The following is a 15,365-nucleotide window of genomic DNA, read 5'->3' as shown; positions in this document are numbered from 1 at the left end:
CAATGCATCCACGACCTCTTCGATCGCTATCCACTTATTCACGATCTCCAGGTTGATCGAGTCATTTATGGAAAATCGAGGCAGGCTGGCCGTAAAAGCGATTTGGCCCTCAACGTGCCGTTGATAGGCCTCCGCACAATACCGAGGAATTGAGGGTTCCCGCTTCCGGAAAGCAGGTTTCCAGTCGCCGAGTTGTACGGAGATGCTTCCAGGAAGACTAAGCTTCCGCTACTACCAGGAAAAACCGAAGCATCGATCAGCCTGGCAACGCTGTGGTGGGCCTGCCACTACAACCCAGGGGTGTTGCAAAGTCCGGTGATCTTGTGAGTGCACTGGTCAGGCAATGCCCAGGAGGTCGAGCGGGCGGGTGAAGGGCTCGTAGGAGGTGTGGCGGAGTCCGGCGGCGATGTTGCGGTGCCCGGCGGCGCGGAGGGCGTTGATCGCCAGGCTGCGCAGGGTTGCCATGTTCTCCGGGCCGTGGCCCGCGCGGATCCTGGAGGCGTCCTCGGCGAAGGTGATGTCGCGGACGAAGTGGAGCCGGTTCTCGATGGTCCACTGCAATCTGGCGAGTTGGCCGAGCCGCTCGGGCGAGGCTTCCTGCGAGGCCAGGTCGGTGATCGCGTAGATGGTCCGGCGGCTGACGGTGCCGGTCGCGAGATCGGTGCGGTGGCGCAGGATGCGCACGGCCTGGACCGCGTGCGGGAAGTCCAGGCCGAGGCCGGTGAGTGCCCTGGTCACGCGGGTCTCCCTGCGGCCGTGGCCGATCTCGCGGTCGTAGCGGCGCGCGGTGACGTCCTTCCACGGCAACGACAGCAGCAGCCTGCGATGCAGTTCGGGCTGGTTGGCCTTGACCACCAGCCGGTAGTGGGCCTTCTTCTCTTCCACCAGGAAGCATCACATGGGCACGGAGGTTGTCCCATACCAGGACGACTGGCCCGCCAAGCTGTCGGTGTGCCCGCAAGATGCTCCTGCCGCCTAGAAGTAGATCGCCTGCCAGCACATGAGTCCGGCTCGTCCGTCGCACCTCGTACATCCGGCACGGCGTCAGCGGGGTCGGGGGTTGTCCTGTGCCCGCTGTCCCATCCGCTCCCAGAACTGGCGCAGCTCGGCGACGTTCGTGCGTCGCTGCCAGGGTGCCTGAGGGCGGAGGAAGGACCGTGACAGCAGGGTGGACTGCGCCCGGCAAAAGGCCTCGCTCAGCTCGACCCGGTGACCGTCGAGGCCCTTGGGCGGGTAGGGGCACAGCTCGAACGCGCAGTCGTCACGACAGTTGGAGCCGGCCTGGGAGGCGGCCGTATGGACGACCGTACGACCCGGGTCGAGCGAGCTGCGGTCCCGGGTGAGGCACGGCGGCAGGTCCGGTCGTGCCGTGTGCCGAAGGCGCCGGAGGCGGTCCTTGGGCCAGTCGCCCCGTTCGGCGAGGTTGAGGAGCAGCAGCACGTCCGCGAGGAGCTGCTGGGCGCGCGGGTGGAGGGTACTCCAGCCGGTGGAGGGTGGGATCCACAGTTGGTGCTTGCGTGCCTCGCCTCGCGGTGTGGTCTGCGAGCCGACGTGGGCGGCGACACCGGATTCGTCAATCCAGAGGAACCGTTCCGGCTGCCGGGTCTCCAAGGTCCACACGCAGAGCTGGGCGGCTTCCTCGACGAAGGGGTGCTGCTCGTTGCCGTCCGGGAGGGCGAGCCATTGACGGATCTGTTCCTCGGGGTCGGAGCCCTGTCCGTGCGTGGGGCGCGTCACCGTGACCCCGTCGGGCAGGTTCCACAGGGTCAGCGCGTGCAGGAGGGTGAGGCGGGTGAACCAGAATCGGGTGCGCTTGAGCATGTCCCAGGCCTGCCCGCTGAGGTACTCGCGTGCCTCGGCGCGGGCATGTGGATGGCGGTGGCGGCGGTTCGCCGCGTATTTGAAGCCCTGGGCGAGAGCGACCTCCACGGTCAGGTCGAGCGCGGGTGCGCCCGATCCGTCTGGCGTGCCGACCCGGCGTACCCAGTCTTCCAGGAACTCGTAGGGCGTGTTTTGGTGGCGTTGTGTCGTGACGGAGCCGACAAGCAGGGGGACCAGCCAGGCGCACATGGTGTTGTCCCGCCACTGTTGTTCCTCTCCTTCGCGTTCGGATTCCTCCTGTCTGCGCTCCTCGTGCCGCTGTTGTTCGCGTTCGCGCAACTTCCATGGGGTGTGGGCACCGTCGCGCTCCGTCCGGCGGTGCCCTCGATGCTCCTCCTCGTCCGTTTCCGGTTCCTGGGCTCCCCACAGATCGAGCATCCAGTTCGGGTCGCGCTCCATCCTCTCGTTTCGGTCGAGTTCCGGGCCGCGCAACCGGGCCTGCAACACCGCGAAGGCGCTGTCTCCGCCTGCGCCGATTTCCTGTGCGATGGCCACGCGGATGGGGTACGACGGCTCCAGGCGCGCGATCTCGAAGAGTTCCAGGTAGGCGGGGGCCACCGTGCGCCTCTGTGCGACGCCGCGCATGGCGTCGCCGAAGCGGGAGACCAGCAGCCCTTTCGCGACGCGCAGCGTGTGCGGATCGCGGGCACGCAGGTCCGGCCAGGCCGTGGCCAGCCGCATGGCGATGAGGTGGTGTTGCGGTTCGGTGTCCACGCTGTCGATCTCCAGGGCGGCGGCGTACAGATCGAGCGCCTTGGCATGCAGCGTGCGACCGAACAACTGTCGCGCGTCCGGGGTCTGCCCTTGAAGCTCCGGGGTCTGTCCTTGTGGTTCCGGGCCGCCGGGGGGATCGGCTGTGTCCTCCCCGGTCGCCATCTGCGCCTTGCAGGCCGCACTCATCAGAAGATCGCGCGCGGCGGACACGGGGCACCAGAGCTGTCCGCCGCCGTGTGCCTCCGCCTCCTCGTCGCCGTGCGCCTCCTCCGCGTGGCGGCATGAACCCTCGGGCGTACGGGAGTAGAGCACCATGGCGATCAGCAGTTCCCGGCCCGGCCTCTCGAGCGCCGCGGGGAAGAAGTGTCCCTGCCTGGAGTTGGTGGGGACTTCTGGATGGATCACGGCATTCATGAACCGCGCTCCGAGGTGGGCCTGGATCACGCTGTGCTGGAAGCGGACCTTGTCACCGCTGACCTCCACCAGTCCCATACGCGCGCCCCAGTGTGCGGCGAGGCGAACGTCCAGCCTGCTGTCCTCGACTCTTCGCACCAACTCCGCCAGGATCTCGGGGTAGCGGGGCCGCAAGGGGTTCTGCTCGTCCACCACGTCGGTGAAGTGCACCTCGCAGGAGTCCGAGGCCAGGCCCGCGCACGCGAGCGCGGACAGGTAGTGGACGACCGCCCGCCGCTCATCCTGACCGAGTGGCAGTTCGGGCCGGAAGCGTCCGCTGGTCAGGGCGGCGATCCAGGTGTCGAGCAGGTGGTAGCGCAGTGCGGCCCGATCTCCGCCGCGCGTCTCCACCGCCTCCTCTTCGGAGCGGGCGGTCAAGGAGCGCTCCAGCAGGCCCTCCTCATGGAGTTCACTGGCGATCTGCAAATACGTGGGCGCCTCGGCGATGCCGGCCTTTTCCACGATCCAGTCCAGCCGCTGCCGGTCCTCCCAGGCGCTGCCGGAGGAGATGTACGTGAGCGCGGCCTCGTCACTCAGCGGTTCCAGGTCCGTGAGGGAGGCTTCCATGCCCCGCAGCGAGTCGTGCGGGCGTGAGGTGATGATGAGCGGCAGCCGCTCGTCGGTGGCCCGTCGGATGGCCAGCCGGATGACGCTGTCGCGCTCCTCCGCCATGTCCTCACCGCTCAGCGCCTCCTCCAGGCCGTCCGCGAGGACGACGATCCGTCCCTGCTGGCACAGCCGGCGCCACACCTTCTCCGCCTCGGCGTCGGAACGGATGTAACACTGCACCTCCCGGGAGAACCGTTCGAAGGCCAGGGTGCGGAAATCCAGGTCTTTGTCGGCGTTCCGCAGCCGCAGCGGCACGGGAAGGGCCTTGCGCCGGGCGAGCTGCTCCGTCAACAGCACGATCAGCGCCGTCTTGCCCGTTCCGACGCCGCCGACCACGACATGCGTACGACGGAACCGGCTGTCCCGCTGGTCCTCCATGAGGACCTCGCACAGCTGGTCGCGGCCCACGACCTTGCCGAAGATGCCACCCGCCGTCTCCACCAGCTCGTGCGGCTCTTCCCGGGCCTTCCTCAGATACGCCCTGCGCACCCGGGTGAACCGGAGGGAGAGGTACGCGACGGTGGCCAGGGAGAGAGTGAGGAACGGCATGATCAGCGACTGGAGAACGCCGCAGGCATTGCTGCTCTTGTCACAGTGGTGGTCGAGCCACCGGACGGGCGTCCAGAACGTCTTGTCATTCACCAGCGTGATTAACGCTGCCACTGCCAGGAACAGCAGGACGAGCGCGCCCAGGACCGTCGCCGCGAGCGACAGGTAGTACCACCCGCTCTTGCGAACCCGCCACGGCCGGGCCTTGCCGTGCCCCTGCTGCATCAGCCGACGCGAAGGACTCCTTCCAACGTTCACGTTGTGACTGATTCCGTGCCAAGTGGGCTCCCCACCCTCATTCACCCGACCAGCGCAGTCACGGTCTGTGCCCCGCCGCGCCCGCGGGCACGTGGTGGCCGGGCACGGAGCCCGACGCCCCCGCGCATGCGGGGATAGACCACATGTCCGGCCCAGGACCCGTTCGGCCGTGTAGTCAGGGTCGGAGAGCTTAAGGACACTCTGCGGTCGGCCGCCGAGTGTCCTTAAAGGAGGACGGGCTCTTGCCGTCCGCCACAGCTCTTGGTGATGTCGACCTCGAACTGCTGGTCGGGTCGAGGTTGCCTTTGAGGTTGGGCAGGCGGTCGATGCCCGCTTGCTGGCTCAGGCTGGGGGACTTCGCGTTCCGCTCCCTATTCTTCCCCGCCAGCTGGTCGGCGACGCCACAACGGGCCGAGCACCTGTCCGGAAGCATGTGCCTGATAGTTGACCACGTGGCGGTGGGGGCGGAGCACGGCTGTGCGACAACCGGTAATGGGCTGGTTCGCTGCCACGTCAAAGGTGTGGGGGATCGCATGGGATGGACGGTTGCGTCGGATGCTGTCGTGGCGTGTGAGGACAGGTTCGAGTGGTTTTGCGAGACAGTGTCCAGCGATGTGATGCCTGTCATGCTCAGCACCCGCCAAAGGGCTGACTTCCGCGCGAGAATCACGGACCTGGATCTCGGAGTGGTGCGGTTGTCCGTCTTGGCTTGCTCACCGGTGCTCTCGCGCCGCACCCTGGCCCATGTCCGGCGCGGCGATCCCGAGCACTTGCAGCTGGCGCTTGTCACACAAGGTACTTTCAAGATCTCTCAGCGGGGCAGCGACTCGGTGGTCGAGGGGGGACTCGTGCTCACGGACACCTCACGACCGAGTGAGGGGGCCTGCACAGGCGGGCAGGTCGAAGCGGTCGTGCTGCAGATTCCCCGTCCGGCCCTGGCGCTGCACCCAGACCGGGTGGACCGCCTCCTCGCGCAGGGCTTGGCCGCAGACGCGGGGTCAGGGGCAATCCTCGCTGACTTCCTGAAAACGCTACTGACACACGGGCCGGGCTGTCACCCCCAGGAGCTGCGCGGGATGGGATCCGTCGCCCTCGAATTGGCCACCGCGTGTCTCGCGCAGCAGCTCGGAGATCCTGGCGAGGCGCCTGCCGAGGCCCGTGCGCAGGAAACACTGCAGCGGATCTACCGCTTCATCGAAAACAACCTCGGCGAACCGCACTTGACCCCTCAGGTGATCGCTGACCGGCACAACATGTCCCTGCGGGGTCTTTACGCGCTCTTCCGCGACCAGCACCTGAGCATCGCGGCACGCATCCGCCAAAGCCGGCTGGAGCGCGCCCACGCCGACCTCGCACGCGAGGAACTGAGCGGTCAGCCCGTTCAAGCGATCGCGGCTCGCTGGGGCTTCTCCAGCGCCACTGCGTTCAGCCGGGCATTCCGCGAAGCCTACGGGATCACCCCTACCGAACACCGTGCGTTCTCCCTGGTCACCCCGCAGCACGCAGAGCACAGAAACCCTGCACGTCACGCACACCACCGCGCGCCGCTCGGACCTAGATTCACTGTTGCTGGAGACACCGCCTCAGCGGTGAGCACAGCCACGGGGGCGTGTACCCAATCTGGTGACACCAGAGACAGTGACGGCCTATAACAGCTATGTCTCGGTGCCCCTCGCTTCCCGGTGAGGGAGGCATCTCAAGGTCAATCTCAAGGGGAAATGTGAGCATGCGTAAGAACGTGGCCATGACGGTCGGCGCCATCGCCCTGGCGTTCGGTGGAGTCCTTGGCACCGCCGGTCAGTCCTTCGCCGGAAGCAACGGCCAGCAGGTCGCCGTCTCTACCCACTACTCCGACGAGATCTCGCTGTGCGGTAACAACCAGAACGGCGACTTCGATTGCACCGGGTACCTGCCGAGCCCCAACCAGTGGACTCAGGTAAGCGGCTGGTGGTGGAAGGGGGTCGTGATTGTCTACGGAGTTCGCTACGACACCGCAGATGGTAGTCCGGAATATCGAATGGCCGAGTGTGAAGTGCCTGTGCGTCAGGCGGCCGACTGGACCTGGTGCGACCTCTATAACGAGCTGTGAGTAGGAATCGACTTCGGCCGCGCCTTTCTCGTCCGATGGCGGCGAGGAGAGGGCCGTTGGCGGCCGCGCCTAGCGGTTCGAGCTGACGGACGCCCTGCTCTACGACGGCACCTTCGCAGCCGAACCGCTCGACCGGTACCTGTAACCGAGGCAAGGCCGGGGGCCCCGCACGGTGCGGGGCCCCCGGCTGGGACCCGTCAGCGCCCTATCGCAATTCGGCCCGTCTCGACGCCACCCTTCCCGATTTCGGGAGCAAGCTGGACTGGGCCCAGGTCCACAAGGCCCGTCCCCGTATGCCGCTTGCCTGCCCCGAGTGCGGCTAGGGCCTTCACGCCAAGGTTTCCCGGTACGGCGTGCGGTTCTCCTGCCACGACCCCGGACGGCCGCCGTCGTGCGAGCTGTCGAACGAGTCGTGGGAGCACCACATGCTCAAGCTGGAGATGGCGGCCGCGATCCGAGAAGCCGGGTGGTTCGCCGAGCTGGAGGTGTCGGCCGAGGACGGCTCGTGGCGCGCGCACGTCATGGCCTCGACGGCGGACGGCAGCTGGCGCATGGCCTGGGAGGCACAGCTGTCCCCGATCACCTGGACGACATCCGCGCCCGTACCGAGCGCTAAGGGTCTCCTTCGCCGCATCCGATGTCCAGCGCTGGTCGCCCGCGGCCCTGGCCGGCCTGCTGGTGCAGATGCTCGGCTTCGTTCCGGTCGAAGCGGCGGTAGCGGCGGCCGGCTCGCCACAGCGGGTCCCAATAGGCCTCGGCGGTCCTGGCTCCGTCGGGACGGGGTGCGGGCGTCATGACTGCCAGCCCATCTATGTGTAGGCGCTGCCTTGAGTGATGCCCTCGAGGGCTGCCCGGGTGTACTCGACCAGCTGGTCCGGCAGGGAGTTCAACGGCCACCAGCGCCACTCCGTACAGCGGTCGGGCTCCCGCAGCTCGGGCTCGCCCTCCCAACGGGTCGCGGCGAAGAACATCTGCAAGCGCGGCTGCTTGCTGCCGACGTCGAGAAGGTGAACGGTGTGCACCAGGCGCAGGTCCTGCTCGTCGATCCTCAGGCCGGCCTCCTCGGCCCCTTCACGCGACACGCAAGTATGGACCGCTTCAAACTCACAGTGCCCGGCGAGCAGATGCCACGTGGATGGCGCGAAGGCCGTGCACGGATGGCGTTGGCCGAGAAGGACGGCGCCTTCCCGTTCTAGGTAGAGATGGCCGCCGATGACGTTGGGAACGCTGGTCTTCATGTGAAGGCTCCCCGATGCGTGTGGGGGTGGGCTAGTTGCGGCAATTCGCGCGGGTCTTAACGTCGACAATGGTCGCTCCGGCCCTCCTGCAGGCGAACAGTGCGGCGATGTAGGGGTCAACGAGGAGATAGCGAGATCGAACACACGTATCTCGGACAACGCCTCGCCCTCTCGATACGCGGTGCCGGGGACGATCACCTCGGTACGCCGCTCATGGACGCGGTCTTGGCGTGTCCGAATCGCCGACTGCGATACATGTGTGACGTCTCGGGAGGCAGAGTGATCGCGCACCATGGGGGCCCGGATACGACGGCCTGGCCTACCAATCCCGGCGCCATCTGGCTATCTACGAGTTATGCATCAAATGACGGATTCGGCGAAAGTGGTCGAAAACCGCGCCAGTCAGCCATAGAGTCGCAGGTCACGGAGTCTGCTCCCCGCGCACGCGGGATGGTCCCTCCGAGACGGGCAGCTCGGCTGTGATCCCGCTGTCTCGCCAGAGTCGGCTGGTTGATACCGAGGGCTTCGGCCAGCCCCGCGCCCTCCCCCGCGGCGCCGAGCCGGCTCAGCAGGTCGTCCTCGGGACGGGCCCGGCGCCGCCCCACGCATCGTGGGATGTCGCGATACCGCCACGAAGCGCTGCTCCCCGCGCATGCGGGGTTGGTCCCTTCACGACCGCGCCACCAGGAACAATGTGTCTGCTTGTTCGTTGGCCGCCGTGATCAGCTTCGGCGCGATCCAGCGCAGGTTCGTACCCTACGCGGGGGCGATGTACAAGCGGTCCGTATCCGCGTTGAACGCCACGGCCTGGACGTGACCGGCGCTTGGGCGCGGCCGTGGCGAGGATGGTCTCCCAGTGGGCGTGGAGCTTCCGTCGGCGGCCGGGGCGACCATGCCGCGCTCGGTCATCATGCTGATCGCGCTTCCGAGCCCGAAGGGCTCGCGGGCGCCACGGCATACGACCGTGCCGATGCGCCGTTTCGGCTTCTCATTGTGGGTGTTGCCGTTCTTCTTCGCCGCCTCCCGGGCTGCGACCAGGGCCTGGCGTGCGAGGTCGACCCCGCTCATCTCGCTGCTCACGCGATCACCGCCTCGGCCACCACACCGTTGAGGCAAGGCGGGGCGAGCTCGGGCAGCGCTCGGTCCACGGCGCAGGCCCAGCCGCCTCCGTGCGGGCCACGGCCTGCTCGCGCAGCTGCTCCAGCCGCACCGTCAGCAGGTATTGGGCGGCGCGCTCCCCGGGCGGTGTCGGCTGCCTTTGTCGCGGCGGCGACGGCGTCCGCGCCGGTCGGGTTGGCCCGGAACTATCGGCGGTTCTGCTCGGTCGCGTACGCCCGCTTCGCCTCGGCTTCCGGTTCCTCGGTGCGGCCCACCATCGCCAGAGCGCAGCGGCGGTACTCCGGTGCGGCTTGCCATACGGTCGCAAGCGCGCCGAAAGCGAGCACAGCTGCGGTCGGCGTCGGCTCGGCGGTCAGATCGACCGCGTCAACCATCTGCAGGCACTCCGCACGGAGGGCGGCGATCTCACCCTCCACCGTCGCCCGCACATTCCGGCCACGGCGGCGACGGCGGCCGCTTCGTCCAGGTCCGTCGACCAGGCCGGCCTCCACGATCGGCCTCGGTCTCGCGCCGATAGCCGCACGCCTCCACAGCCCGGCCGCCGGGCTCGTGACCGCAGTCCTCACACGGGCAGGGCCTGACGGACCGCGTCGGCGGCGGTCGCCGCCGCACGTTCGCGCTCTGCCCGCTGCGGAAACCACACGGTCCGTATCCCGGCGGGCTTGCTCCGTGCAGGCCTGCGCGCGGCGCTGAGCGCCGACCTTCACCTCGGAATGCGCGTCGGTTGCTCTACTGTAGGTTCTCGCGGTTCGTGTCCTATTCAGAGGCTGTGAGCTGCGGCTGGCCCCGGGGTCTCACGCCGTGTCCAAGCCAGCCAGTCTCACGGTTGCGTCCGAATCCCCGGACCGGCCACGAGGAGCAGGCGGCTGGCCCGCAGGACGCCATCCACAGGACATCGCCCCTCTCCCTGGAATCTGACGTTCGCGCCCGGGTAAAGCCAGTGGAACGAGAACTCGACCCCGTTCACCTGGACCGAAACAGCCGATGAGATCCTCGACTCCCTCGCCCGCTCCTGCCAACGGATCTCCGGCGCAGGAGACCAGTAGGACCCTGTCAGGTCGCTCCGGCTCTTGAGTTTTGGATGGTGGTGGGCGGTGACGCTACGGGGCCGCCCCGTGCGGCCGTAGTCGCACGAGGCTGCCCGGGCGCTTCAGCTGAGTTGTGCCTCAGCGAAAAGCGGCGATGCTACGGGCGGCCCAGTTGTTGAAGGGGCGCGGAGCGCGACCGAGGACTCGTTCCACATCCGAGCTGATCCGCAGTTCGGCGGGGTTGGGGGCGGAGATGATGTCCAGGGTGTCGTCGGCGAGCTCCGGCGGCACGAACTGGGTCATCGCGGCTTTGGCCTCCTCGCGGGTGAGTTCGTGGAACCTCACCGGCGAGCCGAGCGCGGCGGCGATGGCCTCCGACTGCTGACGGGGCGTGATCACCTCGGGCCCGGTCAGCTCAAAGATTCCGCCGGTGTGCCGGTCGTCCAGCAGGCAGGCCGCCGCGACCTCGGCGATGTCCGCCGGGTCAACGATCGGAACCCCGACATCGCCGAAGGGTGCGGCGACCGTCCCTTGCGTGCGGACGGACTCCGCCCACGCCAAGGCGTTGGAGGCGAAGCCGCCCGGTCGTAGGACGGCCCAGTCCAGGCCGGACTCTCTCAACGCGTCCTCCACCGCGCGCATCGCGATCCGCGACGGGCCGAGCGGCCTGGTCGCCACGCCCTGCGAAGACAGCAGGACGACTCGGCGGACCCCGCTGGCAGCAGCCAGGTCGATAATGTCGGTCGGCCTGGCTTCGGGGGCGTGCAGGTCGCCGGACAGCAGGAGGAACAGCGCCTTCGCCCCGCCCAAAGCGGGGGTGAGACCCTGCGGCTCGGCCAAGTCAGCCGACACGTGCCGGACCCCGTCCGGCATTGCCGCCGCGTGCCGTGACACCGCCGTCACCTGCTCGCCCGCCTTGGCCAGGGCCTGCGTCAAAGGCTGGCCCACATTCCCGGTAGCCCCGGTCACCACGATCATGTTCAGCTCCTAGTCCGTTGTGCACTGCGGCAATTGACGCTAGGAGGCAGGCTTACTTTTCGTAAGAACATACCCAGAGGTAAGCTCCGGACATGAGGGAAGGTGCGCAGCTGACGCAGGCCGAGGCGGGCAATCGGTATGAGGTGTTTCACACCGACTGCCCTGCGCGCGACGTGGTCGACCACGTGACCAGCAGGTGGGGTATCTGGGTGCTGATCTCCTTGCGGAGCACCGACCTTCGGTTTTACGAGCTGCGCGACAGCATCCAGGGCATCAGCGAGAAGATGCTCGCTCAGACACTGCGCGCACTGGTCCAGGACGACCTGGTCTGGCGGAAGGTCGAGCCGACGACGCCACCCCAAGTCACCTACGGGCTGACCGAGTTCGGCCAGGACGTCGGTGCGCCGCTGACGGACTTGTTCGACCGGATCACACAGCGGCTGGCAGCCAGCGGGGCGTCCGCCACGGAGCGGCTGAGCGCAACAGGTCAAGCGAAGCAGCTGACCACCCCAGGCCCTCAACAGCTTCATCATCTCGACGACGAACACTGACCGTGACAGCAGAAGGGTTCACGCGTACCCCCAGCACGGACCAGTGACAGAAAGGCCGCGCCACCAAGACACTGTCCATGGAGGACCTGTCCCACTGAGGTTCCCCCGGCGTGCGGTAGGTGCTGATCAGCTGGTCAGGACGGGTTGACGGGGTTTCAGATTCGTTCGTTCGGCCGTTGCCTGGTCGGCGTAGCGCTTCTCCTCGAACTCAATCGAGCTGAGGTAGCCGAGCCGTTTCTGGATGCGCCGGGAGTTATAGAACCCATCGATGTACTCGAACAGTGCCAGGTTCGCCTCGGCCCGGGTGGCGAAGACGCGGCCGCGGATGCACTCCGTCTTGGTGATCATCCATAGATTCTCCGCGAGGGCGTTATCGTACGAGTCTCCGACCGAGCCCATGGAAGCCTGAACTCCCGCTCGCAGCAGGCGAGTTGTGAGCTTGATCGACGTTTATTGCACCGCACCGCGACTACGTGGGGCCCTATCGCGCCGCCACCGGGTGCTTAGATCTCACAGCCCCAGCCGTACTGCCCGGGCGCGGACCACCGGATCATCCACAAGCTCGGCCGGGAGCTTTGTGTCGGTGTCTAGGCTGGCCCATTCCACCTGCGCAGCTGTCACGTCGGTACTTGACAAGTCCGCCCCGAACAGGATGGCGTCGGTGAGATAGGCCTCCCACAGGAAGGCGGCGGTGAGATCCGCCCCGGACAGGTTGGCGCCGGTGAGATCCGCCCTGGACAGGTCGGCGCCGGCTGTGCCGGTGAGTTGAGACGTCGAACACCTCCCTCAACGGCACGGGAGCCTCGTGCGTTGCGTCCCCTGTAGCCATCACCCGATCAGTGGCCAAGCTGAAAACGCTCACTGAATTACGCCAGAACGACGTACATGTCTCCTCGTTTTCCGAAGTGTCAAGGACGACCTGCGAGCGGATACGGCCAACGCTTTCCGCCTGCCGCCGTTGCGGCTGGCGGCGTCGATGGTCCACCGGCCAAGGAGACGGTGCGTCGTTTACAGCTTGGGCCAGGAGTGGCGTCGGCTACCGGTTTCGTCACACGTCATGCGGTGCGCGGCATGTGAGCTGCGGGCTGTTCACGTTACGCCGGGCGCCGCCGGCCCCAGGGTCGGCGGCGCTCTCAACTACGACGGCCCGTCAGAAGAAGTACGAGCCGTCGACTGTTCCATCCGCGTTGTGGCTGGCGGTGAACTCACCACCAGCCTGGGCCGGTTCGAGATTGGCATGGTCAACGGCTTCCTGCCAGCTGGAGAAGCCGGTGACCGCCCACCACACCGCGTCCGGGGCTGCGGCCTGCTCCTTGCTGCGGGCTCTCTTGAGGTCGCGGGCTTCATTGATTGACATGGCCATGGAGCACCCTTTCCAGAATAACCGGCAGTACCCGGCTCGTAACGTATTGTCCGAAATGCCAGCGTAATATGCTCGTGGCGGTTGTCCAATCGGGTGCCACGGCCGCAGTGGGCCTGGCGCGTCACCGTCGGCAGGCCGTATAGCGCGTGCCGCTCGACCGTGTCTTACTTGGGCAGGCTGTGGGTGCCCCGGGGTGGCTGGCTGGCAATCTGCTGGTGACGGAACAGCCCGCCCCGGGGCATTGCTGTGCTCAGGCGTGATCGCGCTTCTTACGGGACTTGGGCTCCGCGTCGGAAACGAATCGCACCTCGGTCGGGTGGTCGGCGTTCCAGTCTCGGCGCAGACCTTGTGCACCGCCTCCCCCTGGTGGGGGCGCAGCGGGGTGAGCCGGTCGCACGGGACGCACGGAGCGCCGACCTGACCTACGCGAACCTGACCAACGCGAACCTGACCGACGTCGACCTGACCGGCGCGGACCTAACCGGCGCGGACCTGCGCGGCACGGACCCTGCGCGGCGCGCACTGGAACGATGCGTATCTGGTGGATGTGACGTGGTCGGAGCAGACGCAGTGCTCTGATGCCGTTGCCGCGGAGATGCTGGGCGTCGAGGGGTGTCGTCGATAACAACCGCGGGGTCCGAATCATCGGCGGTTCGGACGTTTTTCACTCGGTCGAGGGCCGGGCCGGACGGTGTCGTAGACGCGGCGGGCATGCGGCTTCCGCGGCCTCCCGGGAAGAGTTCATTAACTTCCTGCTCAAGGAGAACCTCGACCGCGAGGACTTCGACGTCGTTGAGCGTGCCCGTGGTGTTCAGGCCCTGGTAGCTGTCTGCTCCGAGGGCAACGAGGCAGGGGCCCGGACCCGTGCAGCGGAGCGACTGGTCATGTCGAAAGCGTGGGTGACCAATCAACTCGCGCTCCTCACCCTGCCTGAGGACATCCAGGAGCAGTTGAGCTCTGGTGTGCTGCCGGAGCGCGATGGCCGCCACTTGAAAGCGCACCCGGAACTCGACTCAGCCCAGCTACTGGAGCACCTCGCAGCAGCACGAGAGCAGGAAGCGCAGGCGAGGCTGGAAGAAACGGCCCTGCTGCAGGCTGCGAAGAATGGATCCGTGTTGACCGCGGTCAACACGGACGCGACACCGCCAGCGCCCTCAGCCGACCCCCCGGTGTTGACCGCGGTCAATACCCCTTCCGCAACGCCTCGCCCGGAAGGCCAACAGAGCGGAAGTTCCGCGGCCTCTACGTCGACTACACCGACACCGGAGCATTGCTGAAGCCGGACGACGTAGCCGAGGCCGAGGCCAGGTGGATGGTCAGCACCGTCTGCACGCGCTCGCCGAATCCCGGCCCGGCCGAGGAGGCGGTCGCCGAGCCGGAGGTCTACCTGGACTTCATTCGTCAGTGGCAGAGCGGAGTGGACTACGACGCAATTGGGGCATACGTCGAGGCCGCTCCGGAGAAGTTCCTCGTCGAAGTGCGAGCGTTCACCCGTGACGACGTGCCACCGCCGACTCTCTACCTTGGGGCGGCTCTCGCCGTGATGGGAACCTGCGATTTCCCCAGGGTTGCGTTCTACCCCACCTATGGGGAGGGAGGCCAAGGCTGGTCATTGCCCAGAACGTCCGGGGGGGTGTCGGCGCTCACAACCTCCCGAGGGTGACGAAGAGGCAGATGAGCAGGAGGAGCATGTTGGCGCCGAAAACCTGCTTGTACTCCCGAAGGCTCCAGTGCGCGACGGCCGCACCGATCACGACCACAACGAGGCCGACGGCAGCCAACGGAGTGAGGACTGGGGCTATGCCGGTCAGTTGGGGAGCGATGAGCCCGAGTGCCGCCACGATCTCCAGTGCCGCGACCACGCGGATCACCGGCAGGGGAAAGGGTGCGACGCCGGTCTGGCCCGTGGCAATCATCTTCTCTTTCGTCTGCGTCGACTTCAGGAACCCTGAGCCCAGGAAGAGGCCGCCAGCAGGCCCTGCGCGATCCACAATGCGACATTCATCGAGTCACTCCGAATCTCTGTGTTAGTTGCTCGGTTGCCACTGGCACCGCTCAGGAGGCGGCTGCTGGAGGAGCCCTTCGGCGAGGTCCACGAAGGCAGCCACCAAGCGGTCCTCATCGAGGCCGCTGGGATGGGTGTCGAACACATCCCGCAGCAGCCAGGAGTGCGAGACGGCCCCGACGAGCACCACGGCGAGCGCGTCCCAGTCCCGTTCCCCGGGGTCGGCCTGCATCCGTAGACACTGCGCCACCGCGGCGTGGATGCGACGCATCTCGCCCTTGCGTACCTCTTCCAGCAGCGCCGGAAAAAAGTTCAGTCACGCTGGAGTGTGACTGCCTGGCTCACCGGTTCGGAAACGCCGCGGACAACGGGTTTCGGCAGGCGCGCTAACCGACGGACATGACGGACGCGGAGTGGGCCGTGGTCCGGCCGCTGCTGTCGGTGTGGGCCGCCCCCGGGTCAGGCGCCGGTGGCGGCCGGGACGGGGTCCGGACCGGGTCCGGAGCCGATGACCTGTGCGAGCAGGTTGA

General features: G+C 67.2%; 19 protein-coding genes. 6 read left to right on the top strand and 13 right to left on the bottom strand.

All coding sequences use genetic code 11. The features are described from left to right. Positions 1-336 precede the first annotated feature (336 nt). Positions 337-885: an ISAs1 family transposase gene (locus ACWIHY_RS34620; RefSeq protein ID WP_454380365.1), complete on the bottom strand. Its 549-nt coding sequence runs from the start codon at positions 883-885 to the stop codon at positions 337-339. A gap of 159 nt (positions 886-1,044) precedes the next feature. Further along, the gene (locus ACWIHY_RS34615) at positions 1,045-4,431 is read right to left on the bottom strand and encodes an NACHT domain-containing protein (protein WP_454380364.1); all 3,387 of its coding nucleotides are present in this window, start codon (positions 4,429-4,431) and stop codon (positions 1,045-1,047) included. A gap of 566 nt (positions 4,432-4,997) precedes the next feature. Between ACWIHY_RS34615 and ACWIHY_RS34610 the strand changes: the two genes are divergently transcribed. Together ACWIHY_RS34610 and ACWIHY_RS34605 are read left to right on the top strand one after the other, a co-directional pair. Beyond that, complete coding sequence (locus ACWIHY_RS34610; RefSeq protein ID WP_454380363.1) at positions 4,998-6,116, top strand: AraC-like ligand-binding domain-containing protein; 1,119 nt, start codon at positions 4,998-5,000, stop codon at positions 6,114-6,116. Between the two features lie 74 nt (positions 6,117-6,190). After that, positions 6,191-6,553: a hypothetical protein gene (locus ACWIHY_RS34605; protein ID WP_454380362.1), complete on the top strand. Its 363-nt coding sequence runs from the start codon at positions 6,191-6,193 to the stop codon at positions 6,551-6,553. 328 nt (positions 6,554-6,881) lie between these two features. On the opposite strand, the gene ACWIHY_RS34600 is transcribed toward ACWIHY_RS34605, so the two are convergent. The 6 genes from ACWIHY_RS34600 to ACWIHY_RS34575 all read right to left on the bottom strand — a co-directional run bounded on the left by ACWIHY_RS34600 (position 6,882) and on the right by ACWIHY_RS34575 (position 10,916). Beyond that, the gene (locus tag ACWIHY_RS34600) at positions 6,882-7,136 is read right to left on the bottom strand and encodes a hypothetical protein (RefSeq protein ID WP_454380361.1); all 255 of its coding nucleotides are present in this window, start codon (positions 7,134-7,136) and stop codon (positions 6,882-6,884) included. 29 nt (positions 7,137-7,165) lie between these two features. Continuing rightward, the gene (locus ACWIHY_RS34595; RefSeq protein WP_454380360.1) at positions 7,166-7,348 is read right to left on the bottom strand and encodes a hypothetical protein; all 183 of its coding nucleotides are present in this window, start codon (positions 7,346-7,348) and stop codon (positions 7,166-7,168) included. A gap of 14 nt (positions 7,349-7,362) precedes the next feature. Further along, positions 7,363-7,791, bottom strand: coding sequence for an NUDIX hydrolase (locus tag ACWIHY_RS34590; protein WP_454380359.1), 429 nt, complete (start codon positions 7,789-7,791; stop codon positions 7,363-7,365). Between the two features lie 756 nt (positions 7,792-8,547). Next, positions 8,548-8,871 (bottom strand): hypothetical protein, encoded by a 324-nt coding sequence (locus ACWIHY_RS34585; protein WP_454380358.1) that lies wholly within the window; start codon positions 8,869-8,871, stop codon positions 8,548-8,550. Positions 8,872-9,095: 224 nt separating this feature from the next. Then, complete coding sequence (locus ACWIHY_RS34580; RefSeq protein ID WP_454380357.1) at positions 9,096-9,284, bottom strand: hypothetical protein; 189 nt, start codon at positions 9,282-9,284, stop codon at positions 9,096-9,098. Between the two features lie 792 nt (positions 9,285-10,076). Continuing rightward, positions 10,077-10,916 carry an SDR family oxidoreductase gene (locus ACWIHY_RS34575; RefSeq protein ID WP_454380356.1) on the bottom strand — a complete coding sequence of 280 codons (840 nt, stop codon included), beginning with the start codon at positions 10,914-10,916 and terminating at the stop codon, positions 10,077-10,079. 92 nt (positions 10,917-11,008) lie between these two features. Between ACWIHY_RS34575 and ACWIHY_RS34570 the strand changes: the two genes are divergently transcribed. Continuing rightward, positions 11,009-11,467 carry a winged helix-turn-helix transcriptional regulator gene (locus ACWIHY_RS34570; RefSeq protein WP_251065451.1) on the top strand — a complete coding sequence of 153 codons (459 nt, stop codon included), beginning with the start codon at positions 11,009-11,011 and terminating at the stop codon, positions 11,465-11,467. Positions 11,468-11,593: 126 nt separating this feature from the next. Here the strand turns inward: ACWIHY_RS34570 and ACWIHY_RS34565 are convergent, their stop codons facing one another. From ACWIHY_RS34565 to ACWIHY_RS34555, 3 genes are all read right to left on the bottom strand, one after another. Then, positions 11,594-11,890 (bottom strand): IS3 family transposase, encoded by a 297-nt coding sequence (locus ACWIHY_RS34565; RefSeq protein ID WP_454380389.1) that lies wholly within the window; start codon positions 11,888-11,890, stop codon positions 11,594-11,596. A gap of 87 nt (positions 11,891-11,977) precedes the next feature. Beyond that, positions 11,978-12,208 (bottom strand): pentapeptide repeat-containing protein, encoded by a 231-nt coding sequence (locus ACWIHY_RS34560; protein WP_454380388.1) that lies wholly within the window; start codon positions 12,206-12,208, stop codon positions 11,978-11,980. Positions 12,209-12,617: 409 nt separating this feature from the next. Then, complete coding sequence (locus ACWIHY_RS34555; protein WP_454380355.1) at positions 12,618-12,824, bottom strand: hypothetical protein; 207 nt, start codon at positions 12,822-12,824, stop codon at positions 12,618-12,620. Between the two features lie 252 nt (positions 12,825-13,076). Here ACWIHY_RS34555 and ACWIHY_RS34550 point away from each other — a divergent pair, with 252 nt between their 5' ends. Genes ACWIHY_RS34550 through ACWIHY_RS34540 form a run of 3 tightly spaced genes read left to right on the top strand, consistent with a single transcriptional unit; the run spans position 13,077 to position 14,493 of the window. Continuing rightward, a complete protein-coding gene (locus ACWIHY_RS34550; protein ID WP_454380354.1) occupies positions 13,077-13,409 on the top strand; it encodes a pentapeptide repeat-containing protein in 333 nt (110 codons plus the stop codon). Next, positions 13,409-14,107 (top strand): ParB/RepB/Spo0J family partition protein, encoded by a 699-nt coding sequence (locus ACWIHY_RS34545; RefSeq protein WP_454380353.1) that lies wholly within the window; start codon positions 13,409-13,411, stop codon positions 14,105-14,107. The genes ACWIHY_RS34550 and ACWIHY_RS34545 overlap by 1 nt, the downstream gene beginning before the upstream one ends. Continuing rightward, positions 14,101-14,493: a hypothetical protein gene (locus tag ACWIHY_RS34540; protein ID WP_454380352.1), complete on the top strand. Its 393-nt coding sequence runs from the start codon at positions 14,101-14,103 to the stop codon at positions 14,491-14,493. Before ACWIHY_RS34545 ends, ACWIHY_RS34540 begins: the two co-directional genes overlap by 7 nt. Here ACWIHY_RS34540 and ACWIHY_RS34535 read toward each other — a convergent pair. Continuing rightward, entirely contained in the window at positions 14,474-14,746 is a 273-nt protein-coding gene (locus ACWIHY_RS34535) for a DoxX family protein (RefSeq protein ID WP_454380351.1), read from the bottom strand. The two genes, ACWIHY_RS34540 and ACWIHY_RS34535, sit on opposite strands and share 20 nt — an antisense overlap. A gap of 111 nt (positions 14,747-14,857) precedes the next feature. Further along, positions 14,858-15,106 (bottom strand): hypothetical protein, encoded by a 249-nt coding sequence (locus tag ACWIHY_RS34530; protein WP_454380350.1) that lies wholly within the window; start codon positions 15,104-15,106, stop codon positions 14,858-14,860. Positions 15,107-15,365: the final 259 nt, after the last annotated feature.

Source organism: Streptomyces sp. NPDC055287 (genome assembly GCF_053646035.1).
Note: the sequence above shows the minus strand (reverse complement) of the source record. Positions and strands in the feature narration are given on the sequence as shown.

Excerpts from the sequence above, each read along its gene's own strand:
- ACWIHY_RS34615 (WP_454380364.1), bottom strand. The coding sequence starts at position 4,431 with ATGCAGCAGGGGCACGGCAAGGCCCGGCCGTGGCGGGTTCGCAAGAGC.
- ACWIHY_RS34610 (WP_454380363.1), top strand. The coding sequence starts at position 4,998 with ATGGGATGGACGGTTGCGTCGGATGCTGTCGTGGCGTGTGAGGACAGG.
- ACWIHY_RS34605 (WP_454380362.1), top strand. The coding sequence starts at position 6,191 with ATGCGTAAGAACGTGGCCATGACGGTCGGCGCCATCGCCCTGGCGTTC.
- ACWIHY_RS34595 (WP_454380360.1), bottom strand. The coding sequence starts at position 7,348 with ATGACGCCCGCACCCCGTCCCGACGGAGCCAGGACCGCCGAGGCCTAT.
- ACWIHY_RS34590 (WP_454380359.1), bottom strand. The coding sequence starts at position 7,791 with ATGAAGACCAGCGTTCCCAACGTCATCGGCGGCCATCTCTACCTAGAA.
- ACWIHY_RS34580 (WP_454380357.1), bottom strand. The coding sequence starts at position 9,284 with ATGGTTGACGCGGTCGATCTGACCGCCGAGCCGACGCCGACCGCAGCT.
- ACWIHY_RS34575 (WP_454380356.1), bottom strand. The coding sequence starts at position 10,916 with ATGATCGTGGTGACCGGGGCTACCGGGAATGTGGGCCAGCCTTTGACG.
- ACWIHY_RS34570 (WP_251065451.1), top strand. The coding sequence starts at position 11,009 with ATGAGGGAAGGTGCGCAGCTGACGCAGGCCGAGGCGGGCAATCGGTAT.
- ACWIHY_RS34555 (WP_454380355.1), bottom strand. The coding sequence starts at position 12,824 with ATGTCAATCAATGAAGCCCGCGACCTCAAGAGAGCCCGCAGCAAGGAG.
- ACWIHY_RS34545 (WP_454380353.1), top strand. The coding sequence starts at position 13,409 with ATGCCGTTGCCGCGGAGATGCTGGGCGTCGAGGGGTGTCGTCGATAAC.
- ACWIHY_RS34535 (WP_454380351.1), bottom strand. The coding sequence starts at position 14,746 with ATGATTGCCACGGGCCAGACCGGCGTCGCACCCTTTCCCCTGCCGGTG.
- ACWIHY_RS34530 (WP_454380350.1), bottom strand. The coding sequence starts at position 15,106 with ATGCGTCGCATCCACGCCGCGGTGGCGCAGTGTCTACGGATGCAGGCC.